The sequence below is a fragment of the Stenotrophomonas acidaminiphila genome, from assembly GCF_001431595.1.
GTDB classification, from domain to species: domain Bacteria; phylum Pseudomonadota; class Gammaproteobacteria; order Xanthomonadales; family Xanthomonadaceae; genus Stenotrophomonas; species Stenotrophomonas acidaminiphila.
In genome coordinates this window covers 130,826-150,227 of the sequence record NZ_LDJO01000024.1, presented here as the reverse complement: position 1 = coordinate 150,227, position 19,402 = coordinate 130,826, and the positions used below count along the sequence as shown (strand labels likewise).

General features: G+C 69.7%; 19 protein-coding genes. 9 read left to right on the top strand and 10 right to left on the bottom strand.

Annotation, left to right across the window (positions count from 1 at the left end):
- Positions 1 to 17: 17 nt before the first annotated feature.
- From ABB33_RS08040 to asnS, 10 genes are all read right to left on the bottom strand, one after another.
- Positions 18 to 662 carry a DUF2461 domain-containing protein gene (locus ABB33_RS08040; protein ID WP_056931783.1) on the bottom strand — a complete coding sequence of 215 codons (645 nt, stop codon included), beginning with the start codon at positions 660 to 662 and terminating at the stop codon, positions 18 to 20.
- On the bottom strand, positions 659 to 2,101 hold the full coding sequence (sbcB, locus tag ABB33_RS08035) for an exodeoxyribonuclease I (protein ID WP_056931782.1): 1,443 nt from the start codon (positions 2,099 to 2,101) through the stop codon (positions 659 to 661). The genes ABB33_RS08040 and sbcB overlap by 4 nt, the downstream gene beginning before the upstream one ends.
- Before the next feature lie 56 nt (positions 2,102 to 2,157).
- On the bottom strand, positions 2,158 to 3,531 hold the full coding sequence (locus ABB33_RS08030) for an FAD-dependent oxidoreductase (RefSeq protein WP_056931781.1): 1,374 nt from the start codon (positions 3,529 to 3,531) through the stop codon (positions 2,158 to 2,160).
- Between the two features lie 18 nt (positions 3,532 to 3,549).
- On the bottom strand, positions 3,550 to 4,824 hold the full coding sequence (gene kynU, locus ABB33_RS08025) for a kynureninase (RefSeq protein WP_056931780.1): 1,275 nt from the start codon (positions 4,822 to 4,824) through the stop codon (positions 3,550 to 3,552).
- A 100-nt stretch (positions 4,825 to 4,924) separates the two neighbouring features.
- Positions 4,925 to 5,443: a 3-hydroxyanthranilate 3,4-dioxygenase gene (locus ABB33_RS08020; protein WP_054666494.1), complete on the bottom strand. Its 519-nt coding sequence runs from the start codon at positions 5,441 to 5,443 to the stop codon at positions 4,925 to 4,927.
- Between the two features lie 16 nt (positions 5,444 to 5,459).
- Positions 5,460 to 6,122, bottom strand: a complete 663-nt coding sequence (can, locus tag ABB33_RS08015) for a carbonate dehydratase (protein WP_054666491.1) — start codon at positions 6,120 to 6,122, stop codon at positions 5,460 to 5,462.
- A 71-nt stretch (positions 6,123 to 6,193) separates the two neighbouring features.
- Positions 6,194 to 6,832, bottom strand: a complete 639-nt coding sequence (locus tag ABB33_RS08010) for an FMN-binding negative transcriptional regulator (RefSeq protein ID WP_056931779.1) — start codon at positions 6,830 to 6,832, stop codon at positions 6,194 to 6,196.
- Positions 6,833 to 6,839: 7 nt separating this feature from the next.
- On the bottom strand, positions 6,840 to 7,154 hold the full coding sequence (locus tag ABB33_RS08005; protein WP_054666485.1) for a hypothetical protein: 315 nt from the start codon (positions 7,152 to 7,154) through the stop codon (positions 6,840 to 6,842).
- Complete coding sequence (locus tag ABB33_RS08000; protein ID WP_054666482.1) at positions 7,151 to 7,456, bottom strand: hypothetical protein; 306 nt, start codon at positions 7,454 to 7,456, stop codon at positions 7,151 to 7,153. The genes ABB33_RS08005 and ABB33_RS08000 overlap by 4 nt, the downstream gene beginning before the upstream one ends.
- Positions 7,457 to 7,558: 102 nt before the next feature.
- A complete protein-coding gene (gene asnS, locus ABB33_RS07995) occupies positions 7,559 to 8,953 on the bottom strand; it encodes an asparagine--tRNA ligase (RefSeq protein ID WP_054666481.1) in 1,395 nt (464 codons plus the stop codon).
- Between the two features lie 145 nt (positions 8,954 to 9,098).
- On the opposite strand from asnS, the gene ABB33_RS07990 reads away from it, so the two are divergent.
- The 9 genes from ABB33_RS07990 (at position 9,099) to epmA (ending at position 19,376) form a co-directional block, all read left to right on the top strand.
- Positions 9,099 to 9,437: a HesB/IscA family protein gene (locus ABB33_RS07990; RefSeq protein ID WP_056931778.1), complete on the top strand. Its 339-nt coding sequence runs from the start codon at positions 9,099 to 9,101 to the stop codon at positions 9,435 to 9,437.
- Between the two features lie 240 nt (positions 9,438 to 9,677).
- Positions 9,678 to 10,109, top strand: a complete 432-nt coding sequence (gene rpsF, locus ABB33_RS07985) for a 30S ribosomal protein S6 (RefSeq protein WP_054666476.1) — start codon at positions 9,678 to 9,680, stop codon at positions 10,107 to 10,109.
- Between the two features lie 11 nt (positions 10,110 to 10,120).
- Entirely contained in the window at positions 10,121 to 10,351 is a 231-nt protein-coding gene (gene rpsR / locus ABB33_RS07980; RefSeq protein WP_054666474.1) for a 30S ribosomal protein S18, read from the top strand.
- Positions 10,352 to 10,430: 79 nt separating this feature from the next.
- The gene (gene rplI, locus ABB33_RS07975; protein WP_054666472.1) at positions 10,431 to 10,880 is read left to right on the top strand and encodes a 50S ribosomal protein L9; all 450 of its coding nucleotides are present in this window, start codon (positions 10,431 to 10,433) and stop codon (positions 10,878 to 10,880) included.
- Between the two features lie 210 nt (positions 10,881 to 11,090).
- The gene (gene smc / locus ABB33_RS07970; RefSeq protein ID WP_056931777.1) at positions 11,091 to 14,594 is read left to right on the top strand and encodes a chromosome segregation protein SMC; all 3,504 of its coding nucleotides are present in this window, start codon (positions 11,091 to 11,093) and stop codon (positions 14,592 to 14,594) included.
- A 46-nt stretch (positions 14,595 to 14,640) separates the two neighbouring features.
- Positions 14,641 to 15,375, top strand: coding sequence for a cell division protein ZipA (gene zipA, locus ABB33_RS07965; RefSeq protein WP_056931776.1), 735 nt, complete (start codon positions 14,641 to 14,643; stop codon positions 15,373 to 15,375).
- 106 nt (positions 15,376 to 15,481) lie between these two features.
- Complete coding sequence (ligA, locus tag ABB33_RS07960) at positions 15,482 to 17,962, top strand: NAD-dependent DNA ligase LigA (RefSeq protein ID WP_056931775.1); 2,481 nt, start codon at positions 15,482 to 15,484, stop codon at positions 17,960 to 17,962.
- Complete coding sequence (locus ABB33_RS07955) at positions 17,959 to 18,435, top strand: GNAT family N-acetyltransferase (RefSeq protein WP_054666461.1); 477 nt, start codon at positions 17,959 to 17,961, stop codon at positions 18,433 to 18,435. The genes ligA and ABB33_RS07955 overlap by 4 nt, the downstream gene beginning before the upstream one ends.
- The gene (gene epmA, locus ABB33_RS07950; RefSeq protein ID WP_056931774.1) at positions 18,432 to 19,376 is read left to right on the top strand and encodes an EF-P lysine aminoacylase EpmA; all 945 of its coding nucleotides are present in this window, start codon (positions 18,432 to 18,434) and stop codon (positions 19,374 to 19,376) included. Before ABB33_RS07955 ends, epmA begins: the two co-directional genes overlap by 4 nt.
- The last annotated feature ends 26 nt before the right edge of the window (positions 19,377 to 19,402 follow it).

Below are 19,402 nucleotides of genomic sequence, written 5' to 3'. Positions count from 1 at the left end.
CTGGGGCCGTTCGTCGATTACCTGTGCGCGGCGAGGTCGGCGGCCAGGCTCTGGCGCAGCCGCGGGCCGGTCATGAGCGTGTCGTCCAACTGGCGCCACAGCACCCAGTTGCGATGCTTGAGGTCGTCGATGAACTCGAAATCGGCCGGGAACCCGCGCGGTGCGCGCACCAGTTTCTCGCTGGTCTCGAACGCGTAGCGGCGGCGCGTGGCCGGCGCATGCGCAGCTGCCTTCCAGCTGCCGGGGTTGTCGAAGATGAACTGGCGGATGCGGCGTTGCGTATCCGGCTCCGGGTGCCAGATGCCGGCACCCACGAAGCTCTCGCCCGGTGCCAGGTGGATGTAATACGACGGCGCCGGCACCTGCTTGCGGCGCTCATGGAACAGGCGCGCGCCCTGCCAGGTCTTGTACGGCGTCTTGTCGTTGGAGAAGCGCGAGTCGCGGTAGATGCGGAACAGCGAGCCGCCGACGGTGCGCGGGTCGGCACGGAAATGCGCGCTGACCTGCGCCAGGTCCGGTTGCAGATCGGCGATCAGGCGCAGGAACGGCTGCCGCACGTGTTCCTCGTACTCGTGCTTGTGCTCGGCGAACCACGGCTTTTCGTTGTGGCGGGCGAGTCCGCGCAGGAAGGTGAAACTGGCGTCGCTGAAGTATCGGCTCATAGCGATTGCTGCAGGTTCTGGCCCCACTGGTCCAGTGCATCGAGCAGGTCCAGCGCGGCGGGGTTGTCGTGGTGTTCGGTACGCAGGGCAAGAACCTGCGCGAAGTAATCGGGCAGGGTCTGTTCGCCGAGCCCAGGGCTGTCCAGCAGGCGCTGGCGGCGATAGCCGTCCCAGCGCGCGCGCTCGCCGGCGTCCAGGGTCTGCGGGTGGTTGCGTGCGCGATAGCGGAACAACAGCTCCGGCAGGCGCGGGTCACGGAAGCTGTCGGCCATCTGCGCCAGCGCCTCGGGCGGGCAGGCGCGCACGCGCGCCAGCTGTGCCCGGTCACCCTCGGCCAGGAAGCCGTCGTACAGCGCGCCATCGGGATCGGGCGGACCCTCGGCCGGACGCTCGCGGGCGAACACCCGGCGCACCTTCTCGGCCAGCGCCGGGGCGTGTGCGCGCAACTGCGCGGCGCGTGACTCGGTCGCCACCGGGTCGATGCCCAGCCGCTCGAAGTCGGGCGCGCGCAGATGATTCCAGGCCACCAGCGCCGGCACCTTGTTCAGGTGTACTTCCTTGAGCGGAATGCGCTGCTGGCCTTCGGGCAGGTCGGCGGCGCGGGTGTACAGCCGCTGCGCGATCTCCTCCACGGACAGGTCGAGCAGCATCTGCGGATCGCCGTCCAGGTCGAACACGATCACCCGGTTGCCGATGTGCGGGTGGGTCGCCAGCGGCAGCACCGGCGCCGCGCACAGGCGACTGGTGGGGTAGCGCATCGAAATGTGCAGCGCCGGCTGCATCGCCACCACGTCCAGCAGGCTGGCGGCGAAGCGCTTGTCGCGCAGCTTCAGCGCGTAGTCCCACATGCGCGGCTGCGCCTGCCGGAACGCGCGGGCCATGCCGATGGTGGCGTACACGTCGGACAGCGCCTCATGCGCATCGCCCTGGCGCACGCCGTTGGCCAGCGCCAGGTGCTCGAGCTTGAACGAGGTGGCGCCATCCTCGCGCTGCGGCCAGTGGATGCCCTCAGGGCGCAGCGCGTGCACCAGCCGCAGCATGTCCAGCAGGTCCCAGCGCGAATTGCCGCCGCGCCACTCGCGCTCGTACGGATCGAAGAAGTTGCGGAACAGGCCGTGGCGGACGAACTCGTCGTCGAAGCGCAGCGTGTTGTAGCCCAGCGTGCAGGTCTGCGGACGCGCCATCAGTTCGTTGATGCGCGCGAACGCCTCGGCTTCGCCCAGGCCCTCGGCCAGCGCGTGCTGCGGGGTGATGCCGGTGATCAGGGTGGCGATGGGCGAGGGCAGCAGGTCGTCGGCCGGCCTGACGAAGAAGCTCACCGGCTCCTCCACCACCTGCAGCTGCGCATCGGTGCGCACCGCGGCGAACTGCGCGATGCGGGTGCGGCGCGGGTCCTGGCCGAAGGTCTCGAGGTCGTAGAACAGGAAGGTGTCGGGCATGGGCGGTTACCGTGGCCGCGATGCCGGTGCGATTGGGCGCTGGCAGATGCGTGCCATCAGTGCGCGCCCTCCAGTACCGGCAGCTGGGCGAGGATGGTGTGCTCCAGCGCGGGCCAGTCGATGCCGGCCAGGCTGGCATGGCCGGCGGTGGCCTCGGCCAGGATCCGCTGCTGCAGCCGGGTGCGTTCCAGCGCCAGCGCATACGGCGTGTGCAGGAAGGTCACCATGGTGTAGTGCGGCACGAAGCGCGTCGGCCAGCGCCGCTGCAACTCCTGCTCCAGCTCGCGCTGCAGCAGGAAGCCCGGGTCGGCGACGCGGTCGCGCATCTCCAGGTAGTTGTCCAGTGCCATCTGCTGGATCGCCGCGGCGTTGGGCTTGCGCTCGCTCTCGAACGCGGCGAATGCCTGCGCGGTGTCCGGGTGCGCCTCCAGCAGTTCCGCCAGTGCGACGCAGTCCTCGAAGGCGCAGTTCATGCCCTGGCCGTGGAACGGCACCATCGCGTGCGCGGCGTCGCCCAGCAGCACCGCCTTGCCGCCCAGGTGCCAGCGTTCCAGGTACAGGGTGCCCAGCAGCCCGGGCGGATGCTGCTCCCAATCCCGGCGCAGGTGCGGGATCAGCGGCAGCGCGTCGGCGAATTCGCGGGCGAACAACGCCTCGGCCTCGGCGCCGCTGCGTACGCTGGAGAAACCCGGGTCGCCCTCGTTGGGCAGGAACAGGGTGACGGTGAAGGTGCCTTCGTCGTTGGGCAGGGCGATGCACATGTAGCGGCCGCGCGGCCAGATGTGCAGGGCGTTGGCCTCGATCTGGAAGCCGCCATCGGCGCCGGGCGGGATCTCCAGCTCCTTGTAGGAGTGGTCCAGGAACTCGGTGCGCTCGCCCAGCGGCGACTTGCGGTTCATCGCCGCGCGCAGCGCCGAACCGGCGCCGTCGGCGCCGACCAGCGGGGTGTCGAAGTGGATGTCGTGCGGGCTGTCGTCGCGGTCGTCGATGAAGCGCGCATAGCCGGCATCGAAATCCACCGTATGCAGGCGGCGGTGGAAATGGAAGCGTGCGCCGGCGTCCTCGGCCAGCTGCAGCAGGGTGACGTTGAGGTCCTTGCGGTGCACCGACCAGATCACTTCGCTGTCGTCGCGGCCGTAGCGCTGCAGTTGCGGCGGGCCGCCATCGCGCGGGTGCACCATGCGCCCGCGCATCATCACCGTGCGCGCCATCACCGCGTCCTCGACGCCGGCATGGCGCAGCGCGTTGCGGCCGCGCTCGGCCAGCGCCAGGTTGATCGAACGGCCGCTTTCGTAGTCGGCCACCCGCGGATCGCCACGGCGCTCGTAGACGGTGACGCGCCAGCCGCGGCGGGAGAGCAGGATGGCGAGCAGCGAGCCGGCCAGGCCGGCGCCGATCAGGGTCAGGTGACGCGGGGGGGAGGGGTTCAATTCAGTGTTTCCGGTGGATCAGGGGCCGGTCCAGGCTTCCACTTCCTCGACGAAGCGCAGCACGTCGCGGTAGCGGTTGTACATCGGCGTCGGGGAAATGCGGATCACGTCGGGTTCGCGCCAGTCGCCGAGCACGCCGACCGACTGCAGGTACTCGAACAGCGAGCGTCCCTGTTCGCGCCCGCCGGCCACGCGCAGCGACAGCTGGCAGCCGCGCCGCTCCGGCTCGGCGGGGGTGATGATCTGCAGCACGCTGGACAGGCGCGCGCGTACCAGCGTTTCCAGGTAGCCGGTCAGCCGCAGCGACTTGGCCCGCAGCGCCTGCATGCCGGCCTGGTCGAACAGCTCCAGCGACGCGCGCAGCGGCGCCAGTCCCAGTACCGGCGGATTGCTCAGCTGCCACCCCTCGGCGCCGAGCTCGGGTACGAACTCCGGGGCCATGCGGAAGCGCGTGGCCTGCTCGTGGCCCCACCAGCCGGCGAAGCGCGGCAGGGTGGTGTCACGGGCATGGCGCTCATGCACGAAGCAGCCGGCGACCGCGCCCGGGCCGCCGTTGAGATACTTGTAGTGGCACCACACCGCGAAGTCGGGGGCCACCTCATGCAGCGCCAGCGGCATGTTGCCGACCGAATGGGCGAGGTCGAAACCGATATTGGCGCCGTGCGCGCGCGCCAGCCGGGTGATCGCGTCCAGGTCGAATGCCTGGCCGGTGCGGTACTGCACGCCCGGCCACAGCACCAGCGCCACCCGCCTGCCGTGCTCGGCCAATGCCTGCTCGACCGCGGCCATCGACAGCGTGCCGTTGGTCTGGTCCGGCTGCACTTCGATCAGGTCGGTGCCCGGGTCGAAACCGTGGAAGCGGATCTGCGCTTCGACCGCGTGGCGGTCGGTGGGAAACGCGCCGGCTTCCATCAGGATCGCCGGGCGCTCGCGGGTCGGCCGGTAGAAGCTGACCATCATCAGGTGCAGGTTCACGCTCAGCGTGTTCATCGCCACCACTTCCACCGGCTGCGCGCCGACCACGCGGGCCAGCGCGTCGCGCACCAGGCGGTGGTAGTTCATCCAGTGGGTCGGGCCGGTGAAATGGCCTTCGACCGCGATGCGCGCCCACAGGTCCATCACCTCCTGCACCATCGCCTGCGCGCCGCGCGGCTGCAGGCCGAGCGAGTTGCCGACGAAGTAGGCCTGGTCGGCCCCCTGGTGTTGCGGGAACAGGAACTGGCCGCGCAGGTGGCGCAGCGGATCGGCGGCATCGAGCGCAGTGGCGTGGGCCGGGGACAGGAGTTCGTTCATCGGGGCGCGCGCATTGAAAACGTGCTCGCAGTGTACCGCCCGGCCGCGGGACACGGTTGCAACCCCGGCAGTGGCCGCGCTCGTCGTGCGCGCCGGCCGTTCAGTCCTGCACGGCGGGCAGCGGATGCAGCGCGCCGCATGCCCCGCAGGTGCGGTGCGCCAGCGAGGAATGGAAGCGGTCGAACACCTTGGGCAGGTCGGTCTCGATGTTGCCCAGGTGGAAGAACTCCTCGTACAGCTTGTGGTTGCACTGCTCGCAATGCCAGGCCACGCCGTCGAGCTCGTGCGGCAGGCGCTTGCGCTCGACCACCAGGCCGATGCCGCCGGGCGGGCGCCGCGGCGAATGCGGCACCCGCGGCGGCAGCAGGAAGATCTCGCCTGCGCGGATCGGGATATCGCGTACCGCGCCGTCCTCCTGCACCTTGAGCACCATCTCGCCCTCGAGCTGGTAGAACCACTCCGGGCCTTCGTCGTAGTGGAAGTCGGTGCGCGCGTTGGGGCCGCCGACCACCATGACGATGAAGTCGCCGTTGTCGATCATCCTGTTGCCCACCGGCGGCTTGAGCAGGTGGCGGTTGTCCTCGATCCAGGCGTGCAGGTTGATGGGCGCGGCGAGCATGGTCGGTTCCGGTCGGTCAGTCGCGCCGGCCCTGGCGCGGTACGAAGGCCAGGGCGTTCTCGTAGGCCTGCTTCAGGTCTTCGGATGCGCCCACGTCGATCCCCATCTCGCTGACGCGGCCGTCCTTGAGGCTGTACACCCAGCCGTGCACCATCAGCTTCTGGCCGCGGGCCCAGGCGTCTTCGACGATGGTCGAGCGGCACAGGTTGGCGACCTGCTCGATCACGTTCAGTTCGCACAGGCGCGCATGCTTGAGCTCGTCGTCATCGATCGCATCGAGGATCGCCGCGTGCTTCTGCACCACGTCGCCGACATGGCGCAGCCAGTTGTCGGCCAGGCCGACGCGGGTGTTGTGCAGGCAGGCGTGGACGCCGCCGCAGCCATAGTGGCCGACGATCAGGATGTGCTTCACCTTGAGCTGGTCGACCGCGTACTGGACCACGCTCAGGCAGTTCAGGTCGCTGTGCGCCACCACGTTGGCGACGTTGCGGTGCACGAACACCTCGCCCGGCGCCATGCCGATGATCTGGTTGGCGGGCACGCGCGAATCGGAGCAGCCGATCCACAGGTATTCCGGGTGCTGCTGCTTGGCCAGGTGCTGGAAGAACTCGGGGTCTTCCCGGGCGATCCGGTCGGCCCATTCGCGGTTGTTCTGCAGCAGCTTGTGGATGTCTTTCATCTCGGGTGTCCCTGACGTTGATGGGTAGGAAGGCGCGGCCGCGGTGGCCGCGTTGTCGGGAATCGGGGCGCTCAGTCGCCGGTGGCGGCCTGCTCGCGGTGCCGGCGCATCCACTGCGCCAGCTCATGGGAAGCGGGGTCCGGCAGCCGTTCCAGTGCGGCGATCACCGCCTGCTGGTTGGCGTCGGGATGGTTCTGGCTCAGTTTCAGCTTGATCTGGACCTGTTCGACGTGGAAGCGGAAGCCGACGATGCCGCGCAGCTGGCGGCGCTGCTCGTCGCGCTCCGGTTCGAAGCGCCAGGCCTGGCCGACCGCGGCCTCGAACCGCTCGCTGAGCGCGCCGACCAGCGCGGCCAGCGCGTCCTCGCCGTCGAAGGGTTCCAGGTGGCCGCGCAGTTCGGCGCTGGCGTAGTTCCAGGTCGGCACCCGCGCGGCGCTGTCCTTGTCCGGGTACCAGCTGGCCGACACATAACCGTGCGGGCCATCGACCAGCACCTTGGCCGCGCCGGTATCGCGCGCCTGCGGGTTCGCCCGGGCCCAGTGGCCGCGCAACTCGATGCGTTCGCCGTCGCGCCGGTACAGCACCGGTAGCCGGGCCAGTTCGGGCAGGCCGTCGGCGCCGGTGGTCAGCAGCGTGACGAACGGATCGCGCTCCAGCAGGCGATCCAGCCAGACCAGATCATGCTCGGCGAAGGCGCGCGGGGTGAACATCGGCCGCTCAGGCGCGCCCACCCAGTGACTGCACCATGCGTCCGCGCAGTCCGGCGTCGCTGGCCGCCTGCGGCGGCTGCACCTCGTGCAGCGAGAAGCCACGCGCCAGCGCATCTTCCTCGTCCAGCCCGTCCCAGGCGACGAATTCGGCGTCGAACAGCTGCGCGCGCGCGGTGTCTTCGCTGTCATAGCTCAGGGTGTTGCCGTCACTGTCCAGCACCTCGGCGGTACCGGCCGGGCGCACGCGCAGGCGCGCCCAGACCAGGGTGGTGCCGAGGCTGGCCAGCCACCATTGGTCGGCGCAGGTGTCGATGTCGTTCATTTCAGTACCAGGGAATAGAGCCAGAGCAGGCCGGCCATGCCCAGCCCGGCCCAGATCACCCACATGGCGATCCGCGCCGGTGTGGCCAGGCCGCTGAGCGCACGGTCGTCGAGCGCGCGGTAACCGCCGCCGACCAGCCAGCGCAGCGCACTGCCGTCGAGGAAGGCGAAGTCGCCGAAGCCGGCGGCGACCGCCGGGTGGCGGTCGCGGACATGCACCAGGGTGAGTGGCCAGAAGATCAGGAATGCGCTGAACCCGGCGATGGCCACGCCGACGAAGCACAGGGCCAGGAACAGGGTCATGGCCGGCGCGGGAACGGGGAGGCGGACAACGAGGGAAGGGCGTACCGCTGCGCCGGTCTGGCTGTTGTTCGTTCCTCGTTCCTCATCATTCCTTCCTCGTTGTCAGAATTCCGCCGAGCCCGGCGCGCGCGGGTAGGGGATGGCGTCGCGGATGTTGGACAGGCCGCAGACATATACCACCAGCCGCTCGAAGCCCAGCCCGAAGCCGGCGTGCGGCACCGAACCGTAGCGGCGGAAGTCGCGGTACCACTGGTAGTGCTCCGGATCCAGGCCGAACTGCGCCATGCGCGCGTCGAGGATGTCCAGGCGCTCCTCGCGCTGGCTGCCGCCGATGATCTCGCCGATGCCGGGGGCCAGCACGTCCATCGCCGCGACGGTCTTGCCGTCGTCGTTCAGGCGCATGTAGAAGGCCTTGATGTGCTCGGGGTAGTTGGTCACCACCACCGGGCGGCCGACGTGCTCCTCGGTCAGCCAGCGCTCGTGCTCGGTCTGCAGGTCCAGGCCCCACTCGACCGGGTAGTCGAACTTCCTGCCCGACTTCTGCAGCAGGCTGACCGCATCGGTGTATTCGATGCGCTCGAACGGTGCGTTGACGAACGTCTCCAGGCGGGTGATGGCGTCCTTCTGCACGCGCTCGGCGATGAAGGCCATGTCGTCGGCGCGCTCGTCGAGCACGGCGCGGAACAGGTACTTCAGGAAGTCCTCGGCCACGCGCGCGTCCTCGGCCAGGTCGGCGAAGGCGATCTCCGGCTCCACCATCCAGAACTCGGCCAGGTGGCGGGTGGTGTGGCTGTTCTCGGCACGGAAGGTCGGGCCGAAGGTGTAGACCTTGCTCAGTGCCAGGCAGTAGGCCTCGACGTTGAGCTGGCCGGACACGGTCAGGAAGGTCTCCTTGCCAAAGAAGTCGCGGCTGAAGTCGATGCCGCCGTTCTCGCCGCGCGGCAGGTTGGCCATGTCCAGGGTGGAGACGCGGAACATCTGCCCGGCGCCCTCGGCATCGGACGTGGTGATGATCGGCGTGCTGATCCAGTAGTAGCCGTTCTCGTGGAAGTAGCGGTGCACGGCCTTGGCCAGGCAGTCGCGGATGCGGGTGACGGCGCCGAACAGGTTGGTGCGCGGGCGCAGGTGCGCCACTTCGCGCAGGAACTCGGGCGACATCGGCTTGGGCTGGATCGGATAGGTCAGCGGGTCCTCGACCCAGCCGACGATCTCCAGGCCCTGGCCCTGGATCTCGAAGCTCTGGCCCTTGCCCTGCGACTTGACCAGCCTGCCGGTGGCGATGACCGAGCAGCCCGGGGTCAGGCGCTTGATATCGTCGAAATTGGCCAGCGCGTCGGTGGCCACGACCTGGATCGGGGCGAAGCCGGAGCCGTCGCTGACATTGACGAAGGCCAGCCCGTTGGAGGCACGGACCGTGCGAACCCAACCGCGAACCGTGACTTCTCCGCCTTCCGGGATCTTCCCGGCCAGGGCGTGCGCAACGCTGACCACCGTCATGACTTGAATCCTCTGCTGATCGACTCGATCTGTGAACACGGAATTCTAGCGGCTGCGCGGCCGGACAGGCGAGGGATCCGCCATCCGGGGCCGGTACAGCCGGGTTTTCCTATAATCGCCCCGCAATCCCCGGAGTCGCATGCCCATGGCCATCCATCTCACTCCCGTCGCCTTCGCCCGCGTCCAGCGCTTCGTCGAGCAGACCCCCGGCGCGCTGGGCCTGCGTTTCGGCGTGACCCGCACCGGCTGCTCCGGCTGGGGCCATACCACCGACCTGGCGCGCGAACAGCGCCAGGACGACACCGTGTTCGAGCAGGACGGCGTGCGCATCTTCGTCGACGCCGAGAGCCTGGCGCTGGTGGACGGCACCGAGATCGATTTCGGCAAGCAGGGCCTGAGCGAGACCTTTTTGTTCAGGAACCCGAACGCCACCGCCGAGTGCGGGTGCGGCGAGAGCTTCACCACCGACGAAACCCACCGCTGAGGCCATTGCCCGCCTGGCCGGTGCCTGGCGCCGGCCTACCGGCGGTGCGCGGCCACGGCGCGCCGGGCGGCCGGCAGGTCCGGGTGGAAGGCTGTCCGGCACGGGGTGGCTTGCCCGCAGGCCGGGGGCGGTGGATAATGCGCGGCTCCCTGCGCCTCCGGTGCGGGGGTCCTTGCCCCACCGCGTTGCGTGCGGGGGGCTGTCCGGCCCGACAGGGCTACATCCGAAAGGTAGAAAAACATGAGTCGTCATTACGAAGTCGTGTTCCTGGTCCACCCGGACCAGAGCGAACAGGTCCCGGCCATGGTCGAGCGCTACAAGGCGCTGGTCGAGGGCGGCAACGGCAAGATCCACCGCCTGGAAGACTGGGGCCGCCGCCAGCTGGCGTACCCGATCCAGAACCTGGTCAAGGCCCACTATGTTCTGATGAACATCGAAGCCGACCAGTCGGTGCTGAACGAACTGACCGAAAGCTTCCGTTTCAACGACGCCGTGCTGCGCAACCTGGTCATCAAGCGTGACGAGGCCGAGACCGAGCAGTCGCTGATCATGAAGAGCAAGGACGAGAAGGGCGACAAGCCCGAGCGTGGCGAGCGCCGTCGTCGTGACGACGAAGAAGCTGCCAATTCCAACAATGAAGAAGCCGGCGACGACGCCGCCTCTGCCGAATAAGGAGTCAGCTCATGTCCAAGTTCTTCCGTCGCCGCAAGTTCTGCAAGTTCACGGCTGAAGGTGTGAAGGAGATCGACTACAAGGATCTCAACACCCTGCGCCAGTACCTGACCGAGAACGGCAAGATCGTGCCGAGCCGCGTCACCGGCACCAAGTCCAAGTACCAGCGCCAGCTGTCCACGGCGGTCAAGCGCGCCCGTTTCCTGGCGCTGATCCCGTACACGGACAACCACGACGTCTGATACGTCCAACCGTCCATTCGGACAGCAAGCGTTGCGGTGTCCCTCGCGGGACATCGCTAACGAATAACGGAGCAAGAAAATGAAGCTGATTCTGCTGCAGAAGGTGACCAACCTGGGCAACCTGGGTGACCTGGTCGACGTGAAGCCGGGCTACGGCCGCAACTTCCTGGTGCCGCACGGCAAGGCCGTGCCGGCCACCGAAGCCAACGTTGCCGCCTTCGAGGCCAAGCGCGCCGAGTACGAGGCCAAGGCCAAGGCGTCGCATGACGATGCCGAAGCCCGCGCCGCCAAGTTCGCCGACGCCAGCGTCACCATCGGTGCCCACGCCTCGACCGAAGGCAAGCTGTACGGCTCGGTCGGCCCGCGCGACATCGCCGAAGCCTTCACCGCTGCCGGCCTGCCGCTGGAGAAGAGCGAAGTCATCCTCGGCGAGGGCGCTTTCCGTGCCGTCGGCGAGTACGACGTCCTGATCAAGCTGCACGCCGACGTGGAAGTCACCGTCAAGGTCATCGTCGAAGCCGACGCCTGATCCCTGCGGTTCAAGCTGTACCTGGAACGGGCGCCGCAAGGCGCCCGTTCTTTTTGCCCCTCCCCGGGCCCCGGCGGCCCGCCGCCGCGCACCCCCGCGCCACGGCGGAAGAGGGGCTTATACTCCCCGCAGACTGCTGTTCCCAAGCCCTGATCCCCCGCAGAACCCACGGTGCCGCCCCCGGCCCGGCACTGGAACCTTGCCTGCCCCATGCGTCTATCCACGATCAAGCTCTCCGGTTTCAAGTCGTTCGTCGATCCCACGACGCTGCACCTGCCGACCAACATGACCGGCGTGGTCGGGCCCAACGGCTGCGGCAAGTCCAACATCATCGATGCGGTGCGCTGGGTGATGGGTGAGAGCTCGGCCAGCCGCCTGCGCGGCGACTCGCTGACCGACGTGATCTTCTCCGGTTCGGCCGGGCGCAAGCCGGTGTCGCAGGCCACGGTCGAGCTGATCTTCGACAACACCGACCACACCATTGCCGGCGAGTACGCCTCGTTCAACGAGATCTCGGTCAAGCGCACGGTCAGCCGCGACGGCAGCAGCAACTACTACCTCAACGGCACCAAGTGCCGGCGCCGCGACATCACCGACCTGTTCCTCGGCACCGGGCTGGGCCCGCGCAGCTACTCGATCATCGAGCAGGGCATGATCAGCCAGATCATCGAGGCGCGCCCGGAAGACCTGCGCGTCTACCTGGAAGAGGCCGCCGGCATCTCCAAGTACAAGGAGCGCCGCAAGGAGACCGAGACCCGCATCCGCCACACCCGCGAGAACCTGGATCGCCTGAACGACCTGCGCGAGGAGATCGGCAAGCAGCTCGAACACCTGCGCCGGCAGGCGCGCCAGGCCGAGCAGTACCAGGCGCTGCAGGAAGAGCGCCGGGTCAAGGATGCCGAATGGAAGGCGCTGGAGTACCGCGGGCTGGACGCGCGCCTGGGCGGCCTGCGCGAAGCGCTGGCACGCGAGGAAACCCGGCTGCAGCAGCTGGTGGCCGAGCAGCGCGAGGCCGAGAGCCGCATCGAAACCGGGCGCGTGCGCCGCGAGGAAGCCGCCGAAACGCTGTCCCGCGCACAGGCCGATGTCTACCAGGTCGGCAGCACCCTGGCGCGGCTTGAACAGCAGATCCAGCACCAGCGCGAGATGGCGCAGCGCCTGCACAAGGCGCGCGACGAGACCCGCCAGGCCCTGGCCGAGCTGGGCCAGCACATCAGTGGCGACGAAGCGCGGCTGATGGTGCTGCGCGAGGCGGTGGAGAACGCCGAACCGCAGCTGGAACAGCTGCAGGAAGAAAACGAATTCCGCCAGGAAGGGCTGCGCGAGGCCGAGGCCGCGCTGCACGACTGGCAGCAGCGCTGGGAAGCGCACAACCGCAACACCTCCGAAGCCACGCGCTCGGGCGAGGTGGAGCGCACCCGCGTCGATTATCTCGACCGGCAGATCCTGGAGGCCGACCGCCGCCGCGAGGCGCTGGCGGCCGAGCGCGCCGGGCTCGACGTCGAGGCCCTGGCCGAGGCGTTCGAGCAGCTGCAGCTGCAGCACGAATCGCAGGCCGCGGTGCTGGACGAGCTGAACGAGCAGGTGGAACTGCGCAAGGAGGGCGCGGCGACGCTGCAGGAACGGCAGCGCGCCAGCCAGACCGAACTGGCCGAAGTACGCAAGCAGGCACAGGCCGCGCGCGGCCGCCTGTCCTCGCTGGAAACCCTGCAGCAGGCCGCGCTGGGCCAGGAGCAGGGCGCCGCGGTGGCCTGGCTGAAGGCGCACGGGCTCGATTCGGCCGCACGCGTAGGCGAACGCATCAGCGTCGAAAGCGGCTGGGAAAACGCGGTGGAAAGCGCACTGGGCCAGCTGATCGAGGGCGTGCTGGTCGAGGCCCCCGAAGCGCTGGTCGATGCGCTGGGCGAACTGGGCGAAGGCCGCATCGCGCTGGTGTCCGGCGCCGAGGGCAGCGCCGACTTCGCACCGACCTCGCTGGCCGCGCGCGTGCAGGGCCCGCTGGCGATCCGCCGGCTGCTGGCGCGCCTGCATGGCGCGCCGGACCTGGCCGCCGCACGCGAGCTGCAGCAACGGCTGGACGACGGCGATTCGGTCATCACCCGCAACGGCGAGCGCCTGGGCGAGGGCTGGGTGCGGGTGTCGCGGCAGGGGGCGGCCAAGCAGGGCGCGCTGCTGCGCGAGCGCGAGATCGTCACCCTGCGCGGGCAGATCGAGGAACTGCAGGAGCGCGAGGGCGAGCTCGAACGCCAGCTCGGCGCGTTCCGCGAACAGTTGCTGGCGGCCGAGCAGCAGCGCGAGGAAGCGCAGCGGGCGCTGTACCAGGCGCATCGCAGCGTGTCCGAGCTGGCCGGGCAGGTGCAGAGCCAGCGTGGCCGGCTGGAATCGGCGCGTACGCGCATCGAGCGCATCGAGGCCGAGCTTGCGCAGTTGCTGGAAGCGCTGGACGCCAGCCGCGAACAGGCCGGCGAGGCCCGCGTGCGCCTGGAGGACGCCGTTTCCAGCATGGGCGACCTGGAGACCACGCGGCAGGCGCTGGAGGGCGAGCGCCGCCAGCTGACCGAGGCCCGCGACCTGGCCCGCGACGCGGCGCGCAACGTGCGCGACAGCATGCATGCGCTGGCGCTCACGCTGGAGTCGCAACGCGCGCAGATCGCCTCGCTGTCGCAGTCGCTGGAGCGCATGAGCACCCAGCGCGGGCAGCTGGATTCGCGCCTGGGCGAGCTGCATTCGCAGCTGGACCAGGGCGACACGCCGGTGCAGGCGCTGGAGGCCGAACACCAGAACGCCCTGGCCGAGCGCGTGCGCGTGGACCGGGTGCTGGCCGAGGCGCGCGCGCATCTGGATGGCATCGATGCCGAACTGCGCACGCTGGAGCAGACCCGCCACCAGCGCGACGAGCAGGCCCTGGCGCAGCGCGAGCGCATTTCCCAGCGCAGGCTCGACCAGCAGGCGCTGGTGCTCAGCGCCGAACAGCTGCAGGCGGCCGTGGAGAAGGCCGGCTTCGTGCTGGAGGACGTGGTCAATACCCTGCCGGAGGACGCGCGCATCGGCGAATGGGAGCAGGCGGTGCAGCAGATCGATGCGCGCATGCGCCGGCTGGAGCCGGTCAACCTCGCCGCCATCCACGAATACGGCGAGGCCTCGCAGCGTTCGGAATACCTGGAATCGCAGAACGTGGACCTGACCACCGCGCTGGAAACGCTGGAAGAGGCGATCCGCAAGATCGACCGCGAGACCCGCGGCCGCTTCAAGGACACCTTCGACCGCGTCAACGCCGGTGTCCAGGCGCTGTATCCGCGCCTGTTCGGTGGCGGCCATGCCTACCTTGAGCTGACCGGCGAGGACCTGCTCGATACCGGCGTGACCATCATGGCGCGCCCGCCCGGCAAGCGCGTATCGAGCATCTCGCTGCTGTCCGGCGGCGAGAAGGCGATGACCGCGGTGGCGCTGGTGTTCGCCATCTTCCAGCTCAACCCGGCGCCGTTCTGCCTGCTCGACGAGGTGGACGCGCCGCTGGACGAGGCCAACGTCGGCCGCCTGGCCAACATGGTCAAGGAAATGAGCGAGAAAGTGCAGTTCCTGTTCGTCAGCCACAACAAGGCGACGATGGAGGCCGCGCACCAGCTCTCCGGAGTCACCATGCGCGAGCCGGGCGTCAGCCGCCTGGTCAGCGTGGACCTGGAAGAGGCGGCGCGTTTGGCGGGCGCGGCCTGACGTGCCATTCTAGTTACCTGAACGAACCAGCCGGAGAACCTATCGAATGTCCGACACGGCACTGTTGCGTATCGGCATCCTTGCCGCCGGACTGCTGCTGATCGCGGCGATTCTCCTGTTCGGACGGCCCCGGAAGCCGGCGCAGGGCAAGCGCCGCGAGCCGGCCGAGAGCGGCGAGCGGCCACGGCGCGAGCCGGTGCTGGGCGCGGGCGAGGAGGCGGGCGAGGGCGTCGCCGGGGCCGAGGCGGGCGAGGTGGCAGCCCAGCAGGAACTGGGGTTGCCGGACGTGGAAGCGCCAGGCAGCGAACTGGGCAAGCGCGCCACCCAGGATTTCGACAAGATCGTCTCGCTGTACGTGGCCGCACGCGCCGGGTTGTCGCTGCGCGGCGAGGACATCGTGGTCGCCGCGGAGAAGACCGGGCTGGTGTTCGGCTACATGAACGTGTTCCACCGCATGGTCGAAGGCCATCCCGAGCGCGGGCCGATCTTCAGCATGGCCAGCATCATGAAGCCGGGCAGTTTCGACATGGCCCACATCCGCGAGATGGAAACCCCGGCCATCGCCTTCTTCCTGACCCTGCCGGCGCCGATGACCGCGCTCGATGCCTGGGAGAAGATGCTGCCCACCGTGCAGCGCATGGCCGAGCTGCTCGACGGCGTGGTCCTGGACGACAGCCGCAACGCGCTGGGGCGCCAGCGCATCGCCCACATCCGCGACGAACTGCGGGCCTACGACCGCCAGCACCAGGCGCCACCGCTGACCAAGCCGCCGCGCTGGTGAGCGCGGTGCGGTAGCCACGGCAAGGGGCGTCGCGTGCGGCGCCCTTTGCTGTTTGCGCGGGCGGCCACACGCGTTGCGTACACGCGTGCGCGGGTAAAATCCGGGCATGACTTCCGAAGCCACCGCCCGCCGCCGCATCGCCGAACTCCGCCAGCAGCTGGCCACGGCCGCACAGGCCTACCACGAGCATGACGAGCAGCTGATTCCCGATGCCGACTACGACCGGCTGCTGCGCGAACTCGAAGCGCTGGAGGCGGCCCATCCGCAGCTGGACAGCGACGATTCGCCCAGCCACCAGATCGGCGGCAGGCCGTCGTCGCGGTTTCCCGAGGTGGTGCACGCGGTGCCGATGCTGTCGCTGGGCAATGCCTTCAGCAACGAGGAAGTGCGCGACTTCGTGCGCCGCATCGACGAGCGCCTGCAGCGCCGCACGCTGGTGTTTTCGGCCGAGCCCAAGCTCGATGGGCTGGCGATCAGCCTGCGCTACGAGGACGGCGTGTTCGTGCAGGGCGCGACCCGCGGCGACGGCAGCCGCGGCGAGGACGTCACCGCCAACCTGCGCCAGATCAAGGTGATCCCGGCCCGGCTCGAAGGCGCGGGCTGGCCGGCGGTGCTGGAAGTGCGCGGCGAGGTGTACATGCCGCGCGCCGATTTCGAGAAGTACAACGAGCAGGCGCGCCTGCACGGCGGCAAGGTGCTGGCCAATCCGCGCAACGGCGCCGCCGGCTCGCTGCGCCAGCTCGACCCGAAGGTCAGCGCGCAGCGTCCGCTGAGCTTCTATGCCTATGGCACCGGCGAGGTCGACGGCGGCCAGCTGCCGCCCACCCATTCGGCGACGCTGGCACGGCTGGCGCAGTGGGGGTTCCCGGTGAGCGAACTGTGCCGGGTGGTCGAGGGTGTCGATGGCCTGCTCGACTACTACCGCGACATCGGCGCGCGCCGCGACGGGCTGGCGTTCGACATCGACGGCGTGGTCTACAAGCTCGACGACCGCGACGGGCAGCGCGAGATGGGCTTCGTCGCCCGCGCGCCGCGCTGGGCCATCGCCCACAAGTTCCCGGCGCAGGAGCAGACCACCACGGTCGAGGCGATCGAGATCCAGATCGGCCGCACCGGCGCGGCCACGCCGGTGGCGCGCCTGCAGCCGGTGCAGGTGGCCGGGGTGACCGTCACCAACGCCACCCTGCACAACGCCGACCAGATCGCGCGCCTGGACGTGCGCGTGGGCGACAGCGTCATCGTGCGCCGCGCCGGCGACGTGATCCCCGAAGTGGTGAGCGTCATCCCCGGGCGCCGCCCGCCCGGCGCACTGCCGTGGACGATGCCGCCGGCGTGCCCGGTATGCGGTGCCGAGATCGTGCGCGAGGAGGGTGCGGCGGTGTGGCGCTGCTCGGGCGAGCTGAGCTGCCCGGCGCAGCGCAAGGAGGCCATCGCCCATTTCGCCTCGCGCCGCGCGATGGACATCGACGGGCTCGGCGACAGGTACATCGAAATCCTGGTCGACGCCGGCATCGTGCGCGGCGTGGCCGATCTGTACCGGCTGCAGCGCGACACCCTGCTGCTGCTCAAGCTGGCGCTGGACGCGGCCGATCCCTCGGCGCTGGCCAGCGGCATCGCCCCGCACCTGCCGGCCGGGGGCAGCGGTGAATGGCTCAAGGCGCTGCTGCGCCTGGACGGCAACGATCCGCGATGGCGCGCGCAGGCGCTGGCGTTGCCGGCACGCTTCGAGTGGAACCCGAAGAAGATCGCCACCCGCTGGGCCGACAACCTGATCGCGGCCATCGACGCCAGCCGCACCACCACGCTGGAGCGGCTGCTGTTCGCGCTGGGCATCGAGCATGTCGGCGAGAGCACCGCCAAGGCGCTGGCGCAGTGGTTCGGCGACCTGGAACTGATCCGCCAGCTGCCGTGGCCGCTGTTCAAGCGCGTGCCCGATATCGGCGGCGAGGTGGCGCGCTCGTTGGGTCATTTCTTCGAGCAGGAAGGCAACCAGCAGGCGATCGACGCGCTGCTGCAGGTCGGGCGGGTACGCATCGGCGACGTCCACCCGCCGTCGCCGCGGCTGCGCGAAGGGCTGGACCTGGCGCAACTGCTGGTCGAAGCCGAGATTCCGGGCATCACCCGGCTGCGCGCGGAGAAACTGGTGGCGGCGCTGCCGTCGGCGCAGCAGATCCTGGACGCCGAGCCGCAGCACCTGCTTGCCGCCGGCCTGCCAGAGGACACCGCGCACGGCCTGGCGCAGTGGCTGGACAGCGACAACCACGGGCAATTGCTGCTCAGGGGCGAGGCGCAGATGCAGCGCCTGCTGGAACTGGCCCCGGTGGCGGCCGCGCAGCCGGCCGGGCCGCTGGACGGCCAGACCGTGGTGCTGACCGGCACGCTGTCGGCGCTGACCCGCGACGCCGCCAAGGCGCGGCTGGAAGCGCTGGGCGCCAAGGTCGCCGGCAGCGTTTCGAAGAAGACCGCCTTCGTGGTTGCCGGCAGCGAGGCCGGCTCCAAACTGGACAAGGCCACCGAACTGGGCGTGGAGGTGTGGGATGAACCGCGCCTGCTCGCCTTCCTCACCGAACACGGACAACACCCATGAACCTGCGTTTCCGCCTCGCCACGCCCGAGGATTTCCCGCACCTGCTCGCCATGGTGCGCGCGTTCTATGCCGAGGACCAGATCGCCTACGACGCGGCGCTGGTCGAGCCCGGCCTGCGTACGCTGCTGGCCGAGCCGGCCTGCGGCGCGGCCCTGCTGCTGGAGGGCGACGATGTGGCCGAGGCCGGCTACATCACCCTGGGCTGGTGCTTCAGCGTGGAGCAGGGCGGTCGCTTCGTGCTGCTCGACGAACTGTACCTGGCCCCTGCCGCGCGTGGCCGCGGCTGGGGGCGGCAGGCGCTGGCGCTGGCGCGCGACTGGGCGATCGTCGAGGGCGCCAGCGTGATGCGGCTGGAAGTGAACCACCACAATGCCAGGGCCAAGGCGCTGTACCTGTCGGCCGGCTACCGCGACGACGAGCGCGACATCCTGACCCTGCCGCTGGCGGTGTCGCCGGCGGGCCTGCATCCGTGATCGAGGCGCTGCGCCGGCGCGCGCGCCTGAACGCGCTGATCCGCGATTTCTTCGCGCGCCGCGAGGTGCTGGAAGTGGAAACGCCGATCCTGTCCGCGGCCGGCAACACCGAGCCCAACATCGAGGGTTTCCAGACCCGCTTCAGCGGCCATGTCGATGCGGGTTCGGCGGTGCGCTGGCTGCGCACCTCGCCGGAGTATCCGCTCAAGCGGCTGCTCGCCGCCGGCGTCGGCGACTGCTACGAGCTCGGCCGGGTGTTCCGCAACGGCGAGGCCGGCGGCCGCCACAACCCCGAGTTCACCATGCTCGAGTGGTACCGCGTCGGCTGGGATCACCATCGCCTGATCGAGGAGACGGTGGAACTGGTGCGTGCGGCGCTGGCGATGGTCGGGCGCGAGGCGGCGCTGCAGGTAATGACCTACCGCGAGCTGTTCGTCGGCACGCTGGGCGTGGATCCATTCAGCGCCGACGAGGCGCAGCTGCGTGCGCCACTGGCCGGCGTCGGCATCACTGCCGACGGCCTCACCCGCGACGACTGGCTCGACCTGCTGATGACCCACCGCATCCAGCCGCACTTCCCCGTCGACCGCATCACCGTGATCCATGACTGGCCGGCCACGCAGGCCGCGCTGGCGCGCATCCGCCCGGGCCAGCCGCCGCTGGCCGAGCGTTTCGAGCTCTATCTGGGCGCGGTGGAACTGGCCAACGGCTACCACGAGCTGAACGATGCGGTGGAACAGCGCCAGCGCTTCCAGCGCGACCTGGCGGTGCGTGCCGCGCGCGGTGACGCGCTGCCGCCGCTGGACGAGCCGTTCCTGGCGGCATTGCCGGCGTTGCCGCGCTGCGCCGGCGTGGCGGTGGGCGTGGACCGGCTGTTGATGGCGCTGGCCGGGACCGGCCGCATCGCCGACGTGCTGGCCTTCGATTTCGCCAACGCCTGAGCGCCTTTCCCGCACCGGCGGGCCCA

Bases quoted from the DNA above. Each gene is read 5' to 3' on its own strand.
- ABB33_RS08010 (WP_056931779.1), bottom strand. From the start codon at position 6,832: ATGTTCACCCCGCGCGCCTTCGCCGAGCATGATCTGGTCTGGCTGGAT.
- rplI (WP_054666472.1), top strand. From the start codon at position 10,431: ATGAAGCTGATTCTGCTGCAGAAGGTGACCAACCTGGGCAACCTGGGT.
- ABB33_RS08005 (WP_054666485.1), bottom strand. From the start codon at position 7,154: ATGAACGACATCGACACCTGCGCCGACCAATGGTGGCTGGCCAGCCTC.
- ABB33_RS08000 (WP_054666482.1), bottom strand. From the start codon at position 7,456: ATGACCCTGTTCCTGGCCCTGTGCTTCGTCGGCGTGGCCATCGCCGGG.
- ABB33_RS07955 (WP_054666461.1), top strand. From the start codon at position 17,959: ATGAACCTGCGTTTCCGCCTCGCCACGCCCGAGGATTTCCCGCACCTG.
- smc (WP_056931777.1), top strand. From the start codon at position 11,091: ATGCGTCTATCCACGATCAAGCTCTCCGGTTTCAAGTCGTTCGTCGAT.
- asnS (WP_054666481.1), bottom strand. From the start codon at position 8,953: ATGACGGTGGTCAGCGTTGCGCACGCCCTGGCCGGGAAGATCCCGGAA.
- ligA (WP_056931775.1), top strand. From the start codon at position 15,482: ATGACTTCCGAAGCCACCGCCCGCCGCCGCATCGCCGAACTCCGCCAG.
- ABB33_RS08020 (WP_054666494.1), bottom strand. From the start codon at position 5,443: ATGCTCGCCGCGCCCATCAACCTGCACGCCTGGATCGAGGACAACCGC.
- can (WP_054666491.1), bottom strand. From the start codon at position 6,122: ATGAAAGACATCCACAAGCTGCTGCAGAACAACCGCGAATGGGCCGAC.
- zipA (WP_056931776.1), top strand. From the start codon at position 14,641: ATGTCCGACACGGCACTGTTGCGTATCGGCATCCTTGCCGCCGGACTG.
- kynU (WP_056931780.1), bottom strand. From the start codon at position 4,824: ATGAACGAACTCCTGTCCCCGGCCCACGCCACTGCGCTCGATGCCGCC.
- rpsR (WP_054666474.1), top strand. From the start codon at position 10,121: ATGTCCAAGTTCTTCCGTCGCCGCAAGTTCTGCAAGTTCACGGCTGAA.
- rpsF (WP_054666476.1), top strand. From the start codon at position 9,678: ATGAGTCGTCATTACGAAGTCGTGTTCCTGGTCCACCCGGACCAGAGC.
- sbcB (WP_056931782.1), bottom strand. From the start codon at position 2,101: ATGCCCGACACCTTCCTGTTCTACGACCTCGAGACCTTCGGCCAGGAC.
- ABB33_RS08040 (WP_056931783.1), bottom strand. From the start codon at position 662: ATGAGCCGATACTTCAGCGACGCCAGTTTCACCTTCCTGCGCGGACTC.
- ABB33_RS07990 (WP_056931778.1), top strand. From the start codon at position 9,099: ATGGCCATCCATCTCACTCCCGTCGCCTTCGCCCGCGTCCAGCGCTTC.